This window comes from Cronobacter sp. 153480017-3 (assembly GCF_053627815.1).
Window position 1 is genome coordinate 852007 of the sequence record NZ_JBSEYN010000001.1, and the last position, 14711, is coordinate 866717.

Annotated in this window: 17 protein-coding genes; 7 read left to right on the top strand and 10 right to left on the bottom strand. The window is 56.8% G+C overall.

Going from position 1 to position 14711, the window contains the following annotated elements:
* Position 1: 1 nt before the first annotated feature.
* A complete protein-coding gene (gene pbpG / locus ACUW6V_RS04145; protein WP_004387795.1) occupies positions 2 to 934 on the bottom strand; it encodes a D-alanyl-D-alanine endopeptidase in 933 nt (310 codons plus the stop codon).
* Positions 935 to 1100: 166 nt separating this feature from the next.
* Complete coding sequence (locus tag ACUW6V_RS04150; protein WP_007776512.1) at positions 1101 to 1688, bottom strand: Yip1 family protein; 588 nt, start codon at positions 1686 to 1688, stop codon at positions 1101 to 1103.
* A gap of 182 nt (positions 1689 to 1870) precedes the next feature.
* Here ACUW6V_RS04150 and ACUW6V_RS04155 point away from each other — a divergent pair, with 182 nt between their 5' ends.
* The gene (locus tag ACUW6V_RS04155) at positions 1871 to 2437 is read left to right on the top strand and encodes a DedA family protein (protein WP_054624204.1); all 567 of its coding nucleotides are present in this window, start codon (positions 1871 to 1873) and stop codon (positions 2435 to 2437) included.
* Here ACUW6V_RS04155 and ACUW6V_RS04160 read toward each other — a convergent pair.
* Positions 2434 to 3207 (bottom strand): SDR family oxidoreductase, encoded by a 774-nt coding sequence (locus ACUW6V_RS04160; protein WP_054624203.1) that lies wholly within the window; start codon positions 3205 to 3207, stop codon positions 2434 to 2436. The two genes, ACUW6V_RS04155 and ACUW6V_RS04160, sit on opposite strands and share 4 nt — an antisense overlap.
* Before the next feature lie 172 nt (positions 3208 to 3379).
* Between ACUW6V_RS04160 and yohP the strand changes: the two genes are divergently transcribed.
* Positions 3380 to 3463, top strand: a complete 84-nt coding sequence (yohP, locus tag ACUW6V_RS04165; protein ID WP_000691708.1) for a small membrane protein YohP — start codon at positions 3380 to 3382, stop codon at positions 3461 to 3463.
* 36 nt (positions 3464 to 3499) lie between these two features.
* Here yohP and ACUW6V_RS04170 read toward each other — a convergent pair whose 3' ends face one another.
* A complete protein-coding gene (locus ACUW6V_RS04170) occupies positions 3500 to 4459 on the bottom strand; it encodes an MBL fold metallo-hydrolase (RefSeq protein WP_454038031.1) in 960 nt (319 codons plus the stop codon).
* A 72-nt stretch (positions 4460 to 4531) separates the two neighbouring features.
* Here ACUW6V_RS04170 and ACUW6V_RS04175 point away from each other — a divergent pair, with 72 nt between their 5' ends.
* Positions 4532 to 5455 carry a LysR family transcriptional regulator gene (locus ACUW6V_RS04175; RefSeq protein WP_054624201.1) on the top strand — a complete coding sequence of 308 codons (924 nt, stop codon included), beginning with the start codon at positions 4532 to 4534 and terminating at the stop codon, positions 5453 to 5455.
* Between the two features lie 2 nt (positions 5456 to 5457).
* Here the strand turns inward: ACUW6V_RS04175 and dusC are convergent, their stop codons facing one another.
* The 3 genes from dusC to ACUW6V_RS04190 all read right to left on the bottom strand — a co-directional run bounded on the left by dusC (position 5458) and on the right by ACUW6V_RS04190 (position 7110).
* Complete coding sequence (gene dusC, locus ACUW6V_RS04180) at positions 5458 to 6390, bottom strand: tRNA dihydrouridine(16) synthase DusC (protein ID WP_032988286.1); 933 nt, start codon at positions 6388 to 6390, stop codon at positions 5458 to 5460.
* A 72-nt stretch (positions 6391 to 6462) separates the two neighbouring features.
* Positions 6463 to 6762 carry a helix-turn-helix domain-containing protein gene (locus ACUW6V_RS04185; RefSeq protein ID WP_007776551.1) on the bottom strand — a complete coding sequence of 100 codons (300 nt, stop codon included), beginning with the start codon at positions 6760 to 6762 and terminating at the stop codon, positions 6463 to 6465.
* A complete protein-coding gene (locus tag ACUW6V_RS04190) occupies positions 6763 to 7110 on the bottom strand; it encodes a type II toxin-antitoxin system RelE/ParE family toxin (RefSeq protein WP_454038032.1) in 348 nt (115 codons plus the stop codon).
* 252 nt (positions 7111 to 7362) lie between these two features.
* Between ACUW6V_RS04190 and ACUW6V_RS04195 the strand changes: the two genes are divergently transcribed.
* The 4 genes from ACUW6V_RS04195 (at position 7363) to sanA (ending at position 10308) form a co-directional block, all read left to right on the top strand.
* Positions 7363 to 7764, top strand: coding sequence for a CidA/LrgA family protein (locus ACUW6V_RS04195; RefSeq protein ID WP_007869367.1), 402 nt, complete (start codon positions 7363 to 7365; stop codon positions 7762 to 7764).
* On the top strand, positions 7761 to 8456 hold the full coding sequence (locus ACUW6V_RS04200; RefSeq protein ID WP_007869369.1) for a CidB/LrgB family autolysis modulator: 696 nt from the start codon (positions 7761 to 7763) through the stop codon (positions 8454 to 8456). The genes ACUW6V_RS04195 and ACUW6V_RS04200 overlap by 4 nt, the downstream gene beginning before the upstream one ends.
* 129 nt (positions 8457 to 8585) lie before the next feature.
* Positions 8586 to 9470, top strand: a complete 885-nt coding sequence (gene cdd, locus ACUW6V_RS04205) for a cytidine deaminase (RefSeq protein ID WP_014728494.1) — start codon at positions 8586 to 8588, stop codon at positions 9468 to 9470.
* 124 nt (positions 9471 to 9594) lie between these two features.
* The gene (sanA, locus tag ACUW6V_RS04210; RefSeq protein WP_007794951.1) at positions 9595 to 10308 is read left to right on the top strand and encodes an outer membrane permeability protein SanA; all 714 of its coding nucleotides are present in this window, start codon (positions 9595 to 9597) and stop codon (positions 10306 to 10308) included.
* Positions 10309 to 10932: 624 nt separating this feature from the next.
* On the opposite strand, the gene mglC is transcribed toward sanA, so the two are convergent.
* The 3 genes from mglC to mglB form a co-directional block, all read right to left on the bottom strand.
* Complete coding sequence (mglC, locus tag ACUW6V_RS04215; RefSeq protein ID WP_004387466.1) at positions 10933 to 11943, bottom strand: galactose/methyl galactoside ABC transporter permease MglC; 1011 nt, start codon at positions 11941 to 11943, stop codon at positions 10933 to 10935.
* A 15-nt stretch (positions 11944 to 11958) separates the two neighbouring features.
* Positions 11959 to 13479 (bottom strand): galactose/methyl galactoside ABC transporter ATP-binding protein MglA, encoded by a 1521-nt coding sequence (gene mglA / locus ACUW6V_RS04220; protein ID WP_004387465.1) that lies wholly within the window; start codon positions 13477 to 13479, stop codon positions 11959 to 11961.
* A gap of 81 nt (positions 13480 to 13560) precedes the next feature.
* Positions 13561 to 14559 (bottom strand): galactose/glucose ABC transporter substrate-binding protein MglB, encoded by a 999-nt coding sequence (gene mglB, locus ACUW6V_RS04225; protein WP_004387464.1) that lies wholly within the window; start codon positions 14557 to 14559, stop codon positions 13561 to 13563.
* Positions 14560 to 14711 lie beyond the last annotated feature (152 nt).

The window sequence follows — 14711 nt, forward strand, 5'->3', positions numbered from 1 at the left end:
CTTACTCGACGCTGTTGTTCGCCATTTGCGCCGCTTTCTGGCGCTTATAGCTCAGCGCCGCTTCAGGCACCGGTTGTACCTTACCGGTTTCAAGCCAGGTGCGCAGGCGGCTGGCGTCGGCAAAGTGGGTATATTTGCCGAAGGCGTCCATCACCACCAGCGTCACCGGACGGTTTTTAATCAGCGTGCGCATCATCAGGCAGTGCCCCGCCGCGTTAGTAAAGCCGGTTTTGGTCAGCTGGATATTCCAGTTATCGCGGTAAACCAGATGGTTGGTGTTACGGAACGGCAGCGTGTATGTCGGGTTCGAAAACGTCGCCATCTCTTCACGCGTGGTGCTGAGCTGGCCAATCAGCGGATACTGTTTGGTCGCGATTAACAGCTTCGTGAGATCGCGAGCAGTCGAGACGTTGTGGATGGAAAGCCCTGTCGGCTCCACAAAATGCGTATTGCGCATGCCGAGCGCTTTCGCTTTGGCGTTCATGGCGCGGATAAACGCGTCGTAGCCGCCCGGATAGTGATGCGCAAGGCTTGCCGCCGCGCGGTTTTCCGACGACATCAGCGCCAGCAGCAGCATATTTTTACGGCTGATCTGGCTGTTTAAACGCACCCGCGAATAGATCCCTTTCATCTCCGGCGTATGGCTGATATCCACCGTCAGCATCTCATCCAGCGGCAGGCTGGCGTCGAGCACCACCATCGCGGTCATTACTTTGGTAATCGACGCTATCGGACGCACCAGATCCGGGTGGCTTGAGAACAGCACTTCATTGGTGCGCAGATCGACGATCATGGCGCTGCCGGAGGCAATTTGCGGCTCAGCGGCGGCAAGCGGCGACGCGGCGGCTTTCGCGGCGGCCAGCGCCGGGGCGGAAAGCGGCGCGGCCAGCAGCAGCGCGAGACTTAACAGGGAAAGACGAATTTTTGTCGGCATGGCGAAAGTTCGGAAAAGAATTCACGCGCGTAATTAAACGCACCGCCACCAACGGTGAAAGCTATTGATGGCTGGCGCGGGCATGATACTCCGGCCTTCGCGTTTCCCGCTACAGAAGATTCAACGCCGGGCGCAGCGCCGCCGGTTTTTACACCGGCGGCATACGTCAGAAGAGACGATAACCGTAACCCCACAGCAGCACGGTCAGCGCCAGCAACACCTCCAGCAGCAGCACGCCGATGGCGAGCGTCGAGCCGGAAAAGCGCAGCCCTTCTTCCTGATTAATATTAAGAAACGCCGGAATGCCGACATAAAGCAGATAACCGGTGTAGAGCAGCGCGAGCGTCCCCACCAGCGCGCAGAGCCACACCAGCGGATAGAGCGCCACCACGCCGCTTAAAAAGAGCGGCGTCGCCACATAGCCCGCGAACACCATACAACCGGCGAGCGACGGACGACGCGGATAATCACGCGCCATCCACCAGATAACCCGCCCCATCACCGCGACACCTGCCAGCATCAGCGCATAAAACAGTACCGCCAGATAAAAACCGGTAAAGAGCGACAGCTTCACGACGTTGCCGTCGCCGAAATCCCAGCCAATCTGAGTGGTGCCGATAAACGCGCACAGCACGGGAATGGCCGCCATGATGAGTACGTGGTGGGTATAGTGATGCGTCACGGTTTCGTTTTCGTGGCGAATCACCTGCATTTCACGGAAAGGATGGGACAAAAGCCCCCAGACATGGTTCATAACGCCCCCTGACTCAGACCGCCCGGAACGGGTACTGTAAGTATAATTCAGGCCTGTAGATTAAAAAGTAAACAGCACAAAAACAGGTAGTCCGTTGAACGCGCAGGGCGCGGCGGGCGCGTTATACTTTCGGTTTCGCGCGTGGCGCGAAGAAAGCCTGACAAACGGGAGTAGTGGAATTCATGGATATCAATAACCTGATTGAGCAGTACGGTTATGTGACATTGCTGGTGGGCAGCCTTGCCGAAGGGGAAACCGTCACGCTGCTGGGCGGCGTGGCGGCACATGAAGGGCTGCTGCGCTTTCCGCTGGTAGTGCTGGTGGTGGCGCTCGGCGGCATGATTGGCGACCAGGTGCTTTATCTGGTGGGCCGCCGGTTCGGCACCCGGGCGCTGGCGCGGTTTTCCGGCAAGCAGAAGCAGATAGCCCGCGCGCAGGCGCTTATCCAGCGCCATCCGGCGTGGTTTGTGATTGGCACCCGCTTTATGTACGGTTTTCGTATTATCGGCCCGCTGTTAATTGGCGCGAGCCGCGTCCCGCCGAAGCTCTTTGTGCCGCTGAATATCCTCGGGGCGCTGGTCTGGGCGACGCTCTTTACCACGCTCGGTTACGTGGGCGGCCAGGTGATAGAGCCGTGGCTGCATCGCCTCGATCATCATCTGAAACAGCTGGTGTGGGTCGTACTGGCGGTGGGTATTGTGCTGCTGCTGCGCTGGCTGTGGCGCAAGCGCAGCAGCAGAGAGGATTAAGCCTTCGGCTTAAACTGCGGGTTAGCGAGCGTAAACCCGCCGTCGATGATAAACGACTGGCCAGTGGTATAGGTGGCGCCCTCCGAGCAGAGCCACGCGACGATGCTGGCTATCTCATCGGTTTCGCCGGGGCGCGCCATCGGGATATTCGGCATCGAGCCGGGCTTCGCGTCGCCCTCTTCCATGTCGTTCATTGGCGTGGCGATAGCGCCAGGCGCGACGGCGTTCACCAGAATGTTATGCTCCACCAGCTCCAGCGCCATCGATTTGGTCAGCCCGCCGAGCGCGTGTTTGGCCGCGGTGTAGGCGCTCGCCTCCGGCAGCGGCGTGTGTTCATGCACCGAGGTAATATTCACAATGCGCCCGCCCTGCCCCTGTTTCACCATCGCTTTGGCGGCGATTTGCGAGCAGAGAAACGCGCCGTCCACATCCACCGTCTGAATGCTGCGCCACTCGTCGAAGGTCATCTCCAGAAACGGCTTTTTGATCATCGCGCCCGCGTTATTCACCAGCGCGTCGATACGCCCGAAGCGGTCGATAAGCGCCTGAATGGCGTTCGCGCCCTCCGGCAGATGGCTGAGGTTGAGCTGGATAAGTTCAGCGCGCCGTCCGAGGCTTTCCACTTCCTGCGCGGTCTCCTTCGCGCCTTTATCGTCACTGTGCCAGGTAATGCCGATATCGAACCCTTGCCTTGCGAGAAATACCGCACACTTCTTGCCGATGCCTGAATCTGACGCGGTGACGATCGCCACTTTGTTTGCAGAACTCATGGTGCCTCCGGGAGTTGCGTTAAAGCGTTAAGTATAGCGAGGCCTGAAAAATCAGCGCCGGGCGGGCGAAAACGCTCCCCTCACTTTTTTCTGCCGCCTTTGCAGGAGCTTCTATACTGATAATTACCTTCATGGATCAACGAGATCCCGCAAAGACAATAAGGAGTAAGTGATGAAAATCATTCTGTGGGCGGTACTGATTATTTTTCTGATTGGGCTGTTAGTGGTGACGGGCGTATTTAAAATGATCTTCTGATGTACCGGGCGCCGCCTGTCCACGGCGCCCTTTACCTTACTTCGCGCCGTGGCTGCTGTAGTTGACCGGCACCCAGCGATACCCGTCTCCCTGCGCTTTTATCTTGCCGATACCCGGAAACGCGATATGCGCCGATGCCACCCAGGCGTTGCTCTGCGCCGCCATTTTCAGCGTTTTCTCCCGCATGGCCACTGCCTCATCCTGATTGACATCAAAATGAATCGCCACCTGCGGCTGCGGCATCTGCACCGCTTTCACATGGATAATATCGCCCCACAGTAAAAGCGTTTCACCGCCGCGGGTCACTTTGTAAATCACGCTGCCGGGCGTGTGGCCGGGCGCGGGCAGCGCTTCAATGTCGGGCATGATTTGCGCGGGCGCGTGGAACGCTTTCATCTTTCCGGCGCTGATGACCGGGCGCAGCGACCGTTCCGATTCCGCAAACGTATGGCGCTGGCTGGCTTCCACTTCCTTTTCATGCGCCGGGTTGAGCCAGAAATCGAGATCGCGCTGGTCCACCCGCACGGTGGCGTTCGGGAAGACCGGTTTACCGTCGCGCTGCACGCCACCGGAGTGATCGGCGTGAATGTGCGTCAGCAGGACCGTGTCGACTTGCGACGGGTCGATACCGGCGGCGCGCAGGTTTTCCGGCAGATGGCCGCCGTTATTCCCAAGCAACGCGCCCGCGCCGCTGTCCACCAGGATGAGTTTATCGCCAGTGTTAATGACGTAGGCGTTAATGGAGGTTTCGACCTGCGGCGTCAGCGCGTCATCGGCGAGGCGCGTTTTGAGAGCGTCAGGCGTGATGCGGGTCAGGAGTTTGTCGGCGGGAATGGTCACGGTGCCATCGGAGACAGCCGTTATCTGCCAGTCGCCGAGCATCATGCGGTAATAGCCGGGTGCCTGCGCGCTGTTAACAGGCAATGGCGCTGCGCCAAGCGGCGCGGCCAGCGCGAAAGTGAAAAGCGCCAGTAAGGTTGCGGCAGTTTTCATCATAGTCCTCCCGTTGATTTGACTTGCTGAAGTATCCACGCCGCACTAGTATCACTCCAATTGATTGGAGCCATAATGACTATCAAAGAAAACGATTTTCGCAAAATCGACCTCAACCTGCTCATCGCGTTTGCGGTGCTGTTTCGCGAGCAGAGCGTGTCGCTCGCGGCCGATAAACTGCATCTCGGGCAGCCGGCGGTCAGCGGCGCGCTCGCGCGCCTGCGCGATATGTTCGATGACCCGCTGTTTATTCGCAGCGGCCACCGGATGCAGCCGACCGCGCGCGCCGTCGCCCTGCATGGCGAGCTGATGCCGCTGCTGGAGCAGCTTCAGTCAGCGCTGTTCCAGCAGGCTGAATTTCACCCGCAGCAGGCGAGCGCCACCATTACGCTTGGCATGACCGACTGGGTGGAGATGTGGCTGATGCCGCAACTGATCCCGGCGCTGCGCGAGGCCGCGCCCGGCGTGCGGCTCAATGTGGTGGCAAGCTCGCCGTTTAGCGATCCGCGCCGTCTGGAGGAAGGCGAGCTGGATATGGCGATAAGCGTGGCGCAGGCCGGGCCGCGCTGGCAGGAGCGCGAGGTGTTAGTGAGCATGCCGTTTGTGACGCTCTGGCACCCGTCGCAGCTCAGCCTCACCGCCCCGCTGACGCTTGAGGATTACGTGCGAGAACCGCACCTGATGGTGACCTACCGCGAAGCGACCAGCAGCCTTATTGATACGCTACTGGCACGCCAGGGAGCGCGCCGCAGCATTTGCTACACCACGCCGCACTTCGCGGGCCTGCCGGGACTTCTGATGCAGATGCCCGCGCTCGCGACCGTGCCCGCGGGGCTCTGTGATATGTGGCAAACGGCCTGGGGGCTTTCGGCAAGCCCGGTGCCGCTCGACGTGCCGCCGTTTGAAGTGGCGCTGCTGTGGCATCAGCGCCATAACAGCGATCCGGCGTTGATGTGGTTACGCGGATTTATTCAGCGGCTGATAGCGAACGGCGAATAACGTCAGTGGCGGTTGATGGCGTCGGCAATAGCCGCCGAGGTGGTTAACGCGCGGATTTCGCTGAAGAGTTCCGTCGCCTCGGCGTACTCTTTGCGCAGATAACCGAGCCACTGCTTGATACGCGCCACGTGGTACATGCCCGTATCGCCCTGTTTCTCAAGCCGGGTGTACTGTTGCAGCAGTTGCACCACTTCCGGCCAGGGCATACGCGGCTCGTTATATTTAATCACGCGGCTTAAATTCGGCACGTTGAGCGCGCCGCGGCCAATCATCACCGCGTCGCAGCCCGTTTCCGCCATGCACGCCTGCGCGCTGGCGTAATCCCAGATTTCACCGTTGGCGATAACCGGAATCGTCAACCGCTCGCGAATTTCGCCAATCGCCGCCCAGTTAATCCGCTCGGCTTTATAGCCATCTTCTTTGGTGCGCCCGTGTACCACCAGCTCCGTCGCGCCCGCCTGCTGGACGGCATCGGCGATTTCAAAACGCCGCGCGCCGCTGTCCCAGCCGAGACGAATTTTCACCGTGACAGGTAAATGCGCAGGTACGGCTTCGCGCATCGCTTTCGCGCCGCGATAGATAAGATCCGGGTCTTTCAGCAGCGTGGCACCGCCGCCGCTGCCGTTCACAAGCTTCGACGGGCAGCCGCAGTTGAGATCAACGCCCCAGGAGCCCAGCTCCACCGCGCGGGCGGCGTTTTCGGCAAGCCATTGCGGGTGCTGACCGAGCAGTTGCACACGCACCCGCGTACCGGACGGCGTGCGGCTTTCGTGATGGAGTTCCGGGCAGAGTTTATAAAACGATTTCACCGGCAGGAGGCTGTCTACCACGCGCAGAAACTCGGTGATGCAGAGATCGTAATCATTCACCCCGGTGAGCAGTTCGCGCACCAGAGAGTCAAGCACGCCTTCCATCGGCGCCAGTAAAACACGCATAACGCTACCCGCTAAAAAAAGAGGCGCTATGGTAGCGCCTAGCCGCCGTGAAAGGAATGCGCGAGCGCTGGCTCAGAGCGTAAAACCGAAACGCTGGCCGTCCGGCAGCTCGACATCCAGCCGCACCGTGCCGCCCAGGGCTTCGACATAGCGCTTCAGCGTCGAGATTTTCATCTCGTTGCCGCGCTGTTCGATAGCCGCGACTGACGGCTGTGCGATACCCATCTGGCGCGCCATCTCGGTTTGCGACACGCTGAGCGCCTCGCGCAGCGCATACAGATGGGTTTCCAGCAGCAGCTGCGCCGTTTTCTCTTCGATGCGTGCGCGGGCCTCCGGGGTCTGCGCCGCCAGCACTTCATCAAACGTCTTCATCTATACCTCCCGGTGGTTCAGATAGTGGCTAAACAGTTTGTCAGCGACGCGCAGTATGACCCGGTAAAACCGCTTTTCATCGCCCTTTTTCTGTGCCGCGCACAGCACAATCGCATAACGGTGCGGATCAAAAGCGTAAAAGGCGCGTATGGGCCGCCCGGCGTGCTGAACCCGTAATGCCTTCATACCCGCGTGACGCGAGCCTTTGAGCGTATCGGCATACGGACGCCCGAGGTGCGGACCTTTGATTTTCAAAAGCCCCAGCGCCGCCAGCACATCTTCCTGCAACGGCTGCGGCTGCCTCGTGAGCCAGCACTCAAACTCGTGAGTAAGGTAAATAGTCCACATGGCGCTCCTCCCTGTTCGTTAGCGACTACCGTGAACGGCAAGGAGCGTTTTATAGATTGTAATCTATAGCTTCAACAGGATCATTACTGGTTTGCGTAACGGCGCGCAAAAAATTTTTGCGGCCATGAAAGGCGCGTTGTGAACCTGAGCGATGGCTCGAAAGTTTAGGTATGCTGAACTGGCTCCTGTGATCGGTAGCACAGTTTTCATTTTAATTGTATGATGAATGCGTTCGGTTTAAAGGTGACCCCTATGAGCACAATGCTGACTTCTCTCTGGCAACTGGTACGCGCGTTTGTTTTGATTTACGCCTGCCTCTATGCAGGCATTGCGATTGCCGCGCTGCTGCCGATTACGATCCCTGGCAGCATCATCGGCATGCTGATTCTTTTTGTGCTGCTGGCGTTTCAGATCCTGCCCGCGAAATGGGTACAGCCCGCCTGTAATCTGCTGATCCGCTATATGGCGCTGCTGTTCGTGCCGGTCGGTATTGGCGTGATGCAATATTTCGACGTGTTGCAGGCGCAGTTTGGCCCGGTGGTCGTCTCCTGTTTTATCAGTACGCTGGTGGTATTTATGGTGGTGAGCTGGAGCGCGCATCTGGCGCACGGCGAGCGCAAAGTGGTAGGCCAGGAAAGGAGCCATGAGAAATGATGCAGAATATCTGGTGGTCGCTGCCGCTGACGCTGCTGGTGTTTTTCGCCGCCCGCAAGCTTGCCGCGCGGCTCAAAAGCCCGCTGCTTAATCCGCTGCTGGTCTGCATGGTGGTGCTGATCCCGTTTCTGATGCTGGCCCATATTCCTTATGAGCGCTATTTCCAGGGCAGCCGCATTCTGAATGATTTGCTGCAACCCGCCGTGGTGGCGCTGGCGTTCCCGCTCTATGAACAGCTGCACCAGATCCGCGCGCGCTGGAAGTCGATTATCACGATTTGCTTTGCAGGCAGCGTGGTGGCGATGGTCACCGGCACTTCTGTTGCGCTGCTGATGGGCGCAAGCCCGGAAATCGCGGCGTCCGTCCTGCCGAAATCGGTCACCACGCCGATCGCGATGGCCGTGGGCGGAAGCCTCGGCGGCATTCCCGCTATCAGCGCCGTTTGCGTGATTTTCGTCGGGATTCTCGGTGCGGTGTTTGGCCATACGCTGCTGAATATGATGCGGATAAAAACCAAATCCGCGCGCGGGCTCGCGATGGGCACGGCTTCGCACGCCCTCGGGACGGCGCGCTGCGCGGAGCTGGACTATCAGGAAGGAGCGTTCAGTTCGCTGGCGCTGGTGATTTGCGGGATTATTACGTCGCTGGTCGCCCCGTTCCTGTTCCCGCTTATTCTCGCGATATGGCGCTAAAACTTGCGATACGTCGCGCATTTTCATTCTAAATTTCATTTGTTGCATAGCCAGCGAGATCTAAATCACATATAAAGCCTCAGGAGCGCCGTAAACTATTTTTCCTGTTACTTCTTTTGAGGCTTTGCCATGCACCCACGTTTTGAAACTGCCTTCGCACAGCTGCCGGCGGCACTGCAAGCCGCTCTGGCTCCACTGATTGCTGATGTTCATTTTCCGGCGATGCTGAACGCCGAACAGGTCGCTGACGTTCGCCGTCAGAGCGGGCTGGACGATGACGCGCTGGCGTTTGCGCTGCTGCCGTTAGCCGCCGCCTGCGCGCAAACGGAGATCTCGCACTTTAATGTGGGCGCGGTGGCCCGTGGCCTTAGCGGCAATCTCTATTTCGGCGGCAATATGGAGTTTCGCGGCGCGGCGATGCAGCAGACGATTCACGCCGAGCAGAGCGCCATCACCCACGCCTGGATGCGCGGCGAAACCGGCCTTGCGGCGATTACCGTTAACTACACGCCTTGCGGCCACTGCCGTCAGTTTATGAATGAGCTTAACAGCGGGCTGACGCTTCGCATTAACCTGCCCGGACGCGCGCCTTCACAGCTTGGCGATTACCTGCCGGACGCGTTCGGCCCGCGCGATCTCGATATCAAAACGCTGATTTTCGATACGGAAAATCATGGCTATGCGCTGAAAGGCGACGCGCTGACGCAGGCCGCGATTGCGGCAGCCAACCGCAGCCATGCGCCGTACAGCCAGTCCCCTTCCGGATTGGCCATTGAAACCCGCGATGGTGAAATCTTTACCGGCAGCTATGCCGAGAACGCGGCGTTCAACCCTTCCCTGCCGCCGCTGCAGGCCGCGCTGAATCTGATGAGCCTGAACGGTTACGCATGGGCGGACATCAAGCGCGTCGCGCTTGCCGAACGTGACGACGCAACGATTGTTCAGCGCGACGCCACCGCCGCGACGCTGAAGGCGCTTGGCTTCACGAATCTCGAACTCGTTACGCTTGCCTGAAATAACGCTGCGGGCGTTCTGCCCGCAGCGGCGAAAAATGCTTCAACCGGTCGTTCGATTCTTGCTCTTGCCCGGCGGGTAAAGTAGCCTTGAATCTCTTTTCTGATTGTTTCGAGCTGCCTGAATGTTAAAGCGTTTGTTATACAGCCTGCTGGCCCTGATTGGCGTACTGCTGTTAACGGCGCTGCTCCTTGACCGCTGGATCAGCTGGAAAACCGCGCCTTACGTCTATGACGAGCTACAGGATTTACCGTGGCGTCAGGTGGGCGTGGTGCTCGGCACCGCCAAATATTATCGCACCGGCGTGATTAACCAGTATTACCGCTACCGCATTCAGGGCGCGCTGAACGCGTATAACAGCGGCAAGGTGAATTACCTGCTGTTGAGCGGCGATAATGCCCAGCAGAGCTATAACGAGCCGATGACGATGCGCAAGGATTTGATTGCCGCAGGCGTCGATCCGGCGGATATCGTGCTGGATTACGCCGGTTTCCGCACGCTCGACTCTATCGTGCGCACCCGCCGGGTGTTCGATACCAACGATTTCATCATCATTACCCAGCGTTTCCATTGCGAGCGCGCGCTGTTTATCGCGCTGCATATGGGCATCCAGGCGCAGTGTTACGCCGTGCCGTCGCCAAAAAATATGTTGTCGGTGCGCGTGCGTGAGTTTGGCGCGCGTTTAGGGGCGCTGGCGGATCTTTATATTTTTAAGCGTGAACCGCGTTTCCTCGGCCCGCTGGTGCCCATCCCCGCCCTTAACGAAGTGCCTGACGACGCGCAGGGTTACCCTGCCGTGACGCCCGAGCAGATGCTGGAATTACAGAAGAAGAAATAAGCGTCGCAGTGGCAGGTGCGGTGGGTGCGCTGCGCTTACCCACCCTACAAATTCCTTTCATCTTTATACCCGGTGGGTGCGCTGGCGCTTACCCACCCTACAAATTCCTTTCATCTTTATACCCGGTGGGTGCGCTGCGCTTACCCACCCTACAAATTCCTTTCATCTTGGTACCCGGTGGGTGCGCTGGCGCTTACTCACCCTACAAATTCCTTTCATCACCGTAGGGCGGGTAAGCGCAGCGCACCCACCATCCAGTTTTTAATATATCAGGTCGGTGAATTCGTTACGTTCGCCACAATGTCATCCTGATATGTGCGCTTCCCTCACGCGAACGTGCAAAGGGGGCTCGCCGCCGCCCCCTTTGCAATCCCGGCTCCCGGCAGAAAATCGCCCCTGCGGGGAAGCCTCGCCTTATTCCCTCCGGCCATGGGTCGGGTCCATCCGGTGCGCCCCGGCCTGCGGCGACACAGCGAGGCCGATTTTTTTAAGCCGGAGCAAAACCATCATCCTCAACGCTCACTCTGAGTGTAAGGCGGGTAAGCGTAGCGCACCCGCCATCATTCACACTCACCGCCCATAAAAAAAGCCCCCGCAAGCGGAGGCTTTTTGGCGTAACCGCGCTTATTTCTTACGCGCGTATTTCAGGGAATCCAGGGCGACCGCGAAAATGATAATCGCGCCCTTGATGATGTACTGCCAGTAAGGGTTGATGCCGATATAGGTCAGGCCGTAGTTGATAACGGTGAAGATAATCACACCGGTCACCACGCCAAGCACCGTACCCACGCCGCCGCTGAAGGAGACGCCGCCCACCACACACGCCGCGATGGCGTCGAGCTCATACATAAAGCCCAGATTGTTAGTGGCAGAACCGATACGGCCCGCTTCCAGCATCCCACCGAAGGCGTAGAACACGCCGGAGAGCGCATAAATCATCAGCAGGTTCAGCGCCACGTTCACGCCGGAGACTTTCGCCGCTTCCGGGTTACCACCGATAGCGAAAATGTTTTTACCAAAGCGGGTTTTATTCCACAGGATCCAGACGAACGCCACGGCAATCAGCGCGTAAAACGTAATGTAGGAAAGCCTGAAACCACCGAGCGCGACAAACCCCTGCGTAAACGTCGAGAAGCCGGAATCGAAGCCGGAAATCGGCGACGCGCCCACGAAGTCGTAATACAGCGAGTTGATACCGTAAACGATGATCATCGTGCCAAGCGTGGTAATAAACGGCGTCACGTTCAGGTACGCAATGATAATGCCGTTTACCAGACCAATCACGGCACCGATAGCGCAGACAATCAGGATCACGAGCGCAATCGGCATGGTCGCCATTTCCGGGAACACTTTGTTGGCGTTTTCCATCGATTGCAGCAGCGTTGCCGCGACCACCGCGGCGAGGCCAACCTGACGCCCTGCGGAAAGGTCAGTCCCCTGGGTGACAATCAACCCTGCCACGCCAAGCGCGATAATAATACGCACCGATGACTGGGTGAGAATATTACTTAAGTTCAACAGGCTTAAAAACGTCGGATCCTGGAAAATAATAATGGCCAGCAACACTAAAAGAACGACGTAAATACCGCCCTCTTTCAGATAAGTGAGAAAACTCTTCTTATTTAACGCACTCATGAGGAGCCCCTGATATTAAAGGTGCAAAGACGCAAGACGCAGAATTTCATTTTGCGTCGTCGTTTTGGTGTCAACAATTCCGGAGACGAGGCCATTGCTCATTACCAGAATACGGTCAGTTATCCCTAACAGCTCAGGCATTTCTGAGGAGATAATAATGATCCCCTTACCCTTTTTCGCCAGTTCAGCAATAAGCTGGTAGATTTCAAATTTCGCGCCTACGTCGATGCCGCGCGTCGGCTCATCAAGCATTAATATCTCCGGCTGGGTGAGCAGCCAGCGCCCGATAATCACTTTTTGCTGGTTACCGCCGGAAAGCGAACCAATTTGTGTGCGATGACCCGGCGTTTTAACACGCATTGAGTCAATCACCCACTGGGTATCGCTTTTCATGCGGGAATTATCCAGCAAGCCGATTTTGCTTTTATAGTTGCGAATATTGGAAATCAGGGAGTTAAAACCGATATCCAGATAAGCGTAGATCCCCGTTGAGCGGCGCTCCTCGGTCACCAGCGCAAAGCCGTTATTAATGGCTTCATTGGCGCTATGGTTATTGATCTTTTTACCGTGCAGACTAATGGTACCACCGGATTTCTCACGAATACCAAATAACGTTTCCACAATGTCCGTGCGCTTCGCGCCCACCAGACCGGCAATGCCCAGGATCTCGCCTTTATGCAGATCAAAGGAGACATCGCGAATCGACGGCTGGCGCAGCGAGGTCAGGTTGCGCACTTCAAGGATCACTTCACCGGGTTTGTTTTCACGATCCGGGAAGCGCTGGTTGAGAGAACGCCCTACCATCATGGCGATGATCTTATCCATATCCAGCCCTTCCAGCGACTGGGTGGCGATCCACTGGCCATCGCGCAGGATAGTGATTTCATCGCACAGCTGGAAGATCTCTTCCATTTTGTGGGAAATATAAACAATACCGCAGCCGCGTTCTTTCAGCTTACGGATAATCTTAAAGAGATGATTAACTTCTTTCTCCGTCAGAGATGACGTCGGTTCATCCATAATGACGATTTTCGCGTCGTAGGAGAACGCTTTGGCGATTTCAATCATCTGCATCTGCGATACAGAAAGCGTACCCACGCGAGCTTTAGGATCGATATCAATATCGAGCTCGTCGAAAATCGCTTTGGTATCAAGATACATTTTTTCCTGGTCAACAAACATGCCTTTGGTCGGATAACGGCCAAGCCACATGTTGTCCATGACGGAACGTTGTAATACCAAGTTTAATTCCTGATGCACCATCGATATTCCATTCTCCAGCGCCTCTTTGGCCGAATGGAAATCAATTTCTTTCCCTTGGAAAAGAATACTGCCGGAATCTTTTTGATAGATCCCGAAAAGACATTTTAATAACGTTGATTTGCCCGCGCCATTCTCACCCATCAGAGCATGAATAGAATGAGGACGAACTTTTAAATTAACGTTATCGAGTGCCTTAACGCCCGGAAAACTCTTGTTGATATTCGTCATTTCCAACAAGTATTCGCCTGACGACTGCGTATTATTGCTGACCATATTTATACCTGGCTGCGAGTGTGTTGGCTGAGCATGGCACGCTAAAGGGGGCGCAAAATGCGCCCCGTAAATACATTGCAATTATTTTTTGCTGGTGATTTCCGCCAGGTTGTCTTTATCAACGCCGACATAAGGAATACGCACCACTTTGTTTTCAATTTTCCAGTCAGTGCCGTCTGCCGCGCCTTTGCCTGCAGCCAGATTTTTAGCAAGGTCAAAGGTCGCTTTCGCCTGGTTGTTGGCATCGTTCAGCACGGTACCGGCCAGCGCGCCAGATTTCACCAGCGCCAGCGCTTCCGGCAGGGCATCCACACCGAAGACAGGAATAGATGATTTGTTGTGCGCTTTCAGCGCTTCTACCGCACCCATCGCCATGGCGTCGTTGTTCGCGATAACCACTTCGATTTTGTTAGCGTTCGGGCCAGAGAGCCAGGCATCCATTTTATCTTTCGCCTGAGCGGTATCCCACATGGCGGTATCCAGCTGCAGCTGCTCGGTTTTAATGCCTTTGTCGTTCAGCTCTTTGATAACGTAAGTGGTACGCGCTTCAGCATCCGGGTGGCCCGGCTCGCCCTTCAGCAGGACGTACTGGATCTGGCCATCTTTATTCAGATCCCAGCCCGCGTTGGCTTTCCAGTGCTTGGCAATCAGATCGCCCTGGATAATGCCGGATTCTTTGGAGTCGGTGCCCACGTAATAGGCTTTGTCATAGCTGTCCAGCGCTTTGCGGGACGGCTCTTTGTTAAAGAACACGATGGGGATGTTCTGACCGCGCGCTTTTTCGATAACAGTGCCTGCGGCCGCCGGGTCAACAAGGTTGATCGCCAGAGATTTCACGCCTTTTGCCAGCAGCACATCAATCTGATCGTTCTGCTTGGACTGGTCGTTCTGGGAGTCGTTCATCAGCAGCTGAACGTCAGGCGAAGCGGAAGCGTCTTTTTCAATTGCCTTGCGCACGACGGACATAAAGTTGTCGTCGTATTTATAAATGGTTACGCCAATACGGTCGGCTGCCTGAGCCGCGGTGCCAAAAAGCATGCAGGACATAACGGCAGAGAGGGTCAACACCTTCTTATTCATGGTATCTCCGGTTTTTATGCAGGGTAGCAATCGTGAAAAACGGGCGGCAGGACGGTAAGGAGAAAAACCTTACTGAATGCCGAAGTTCACTAATAAAAAACACTTCCTTGCTCGGTAATGCTTCCAGTAAAGCTTTTTTATCGTTCAGGGGC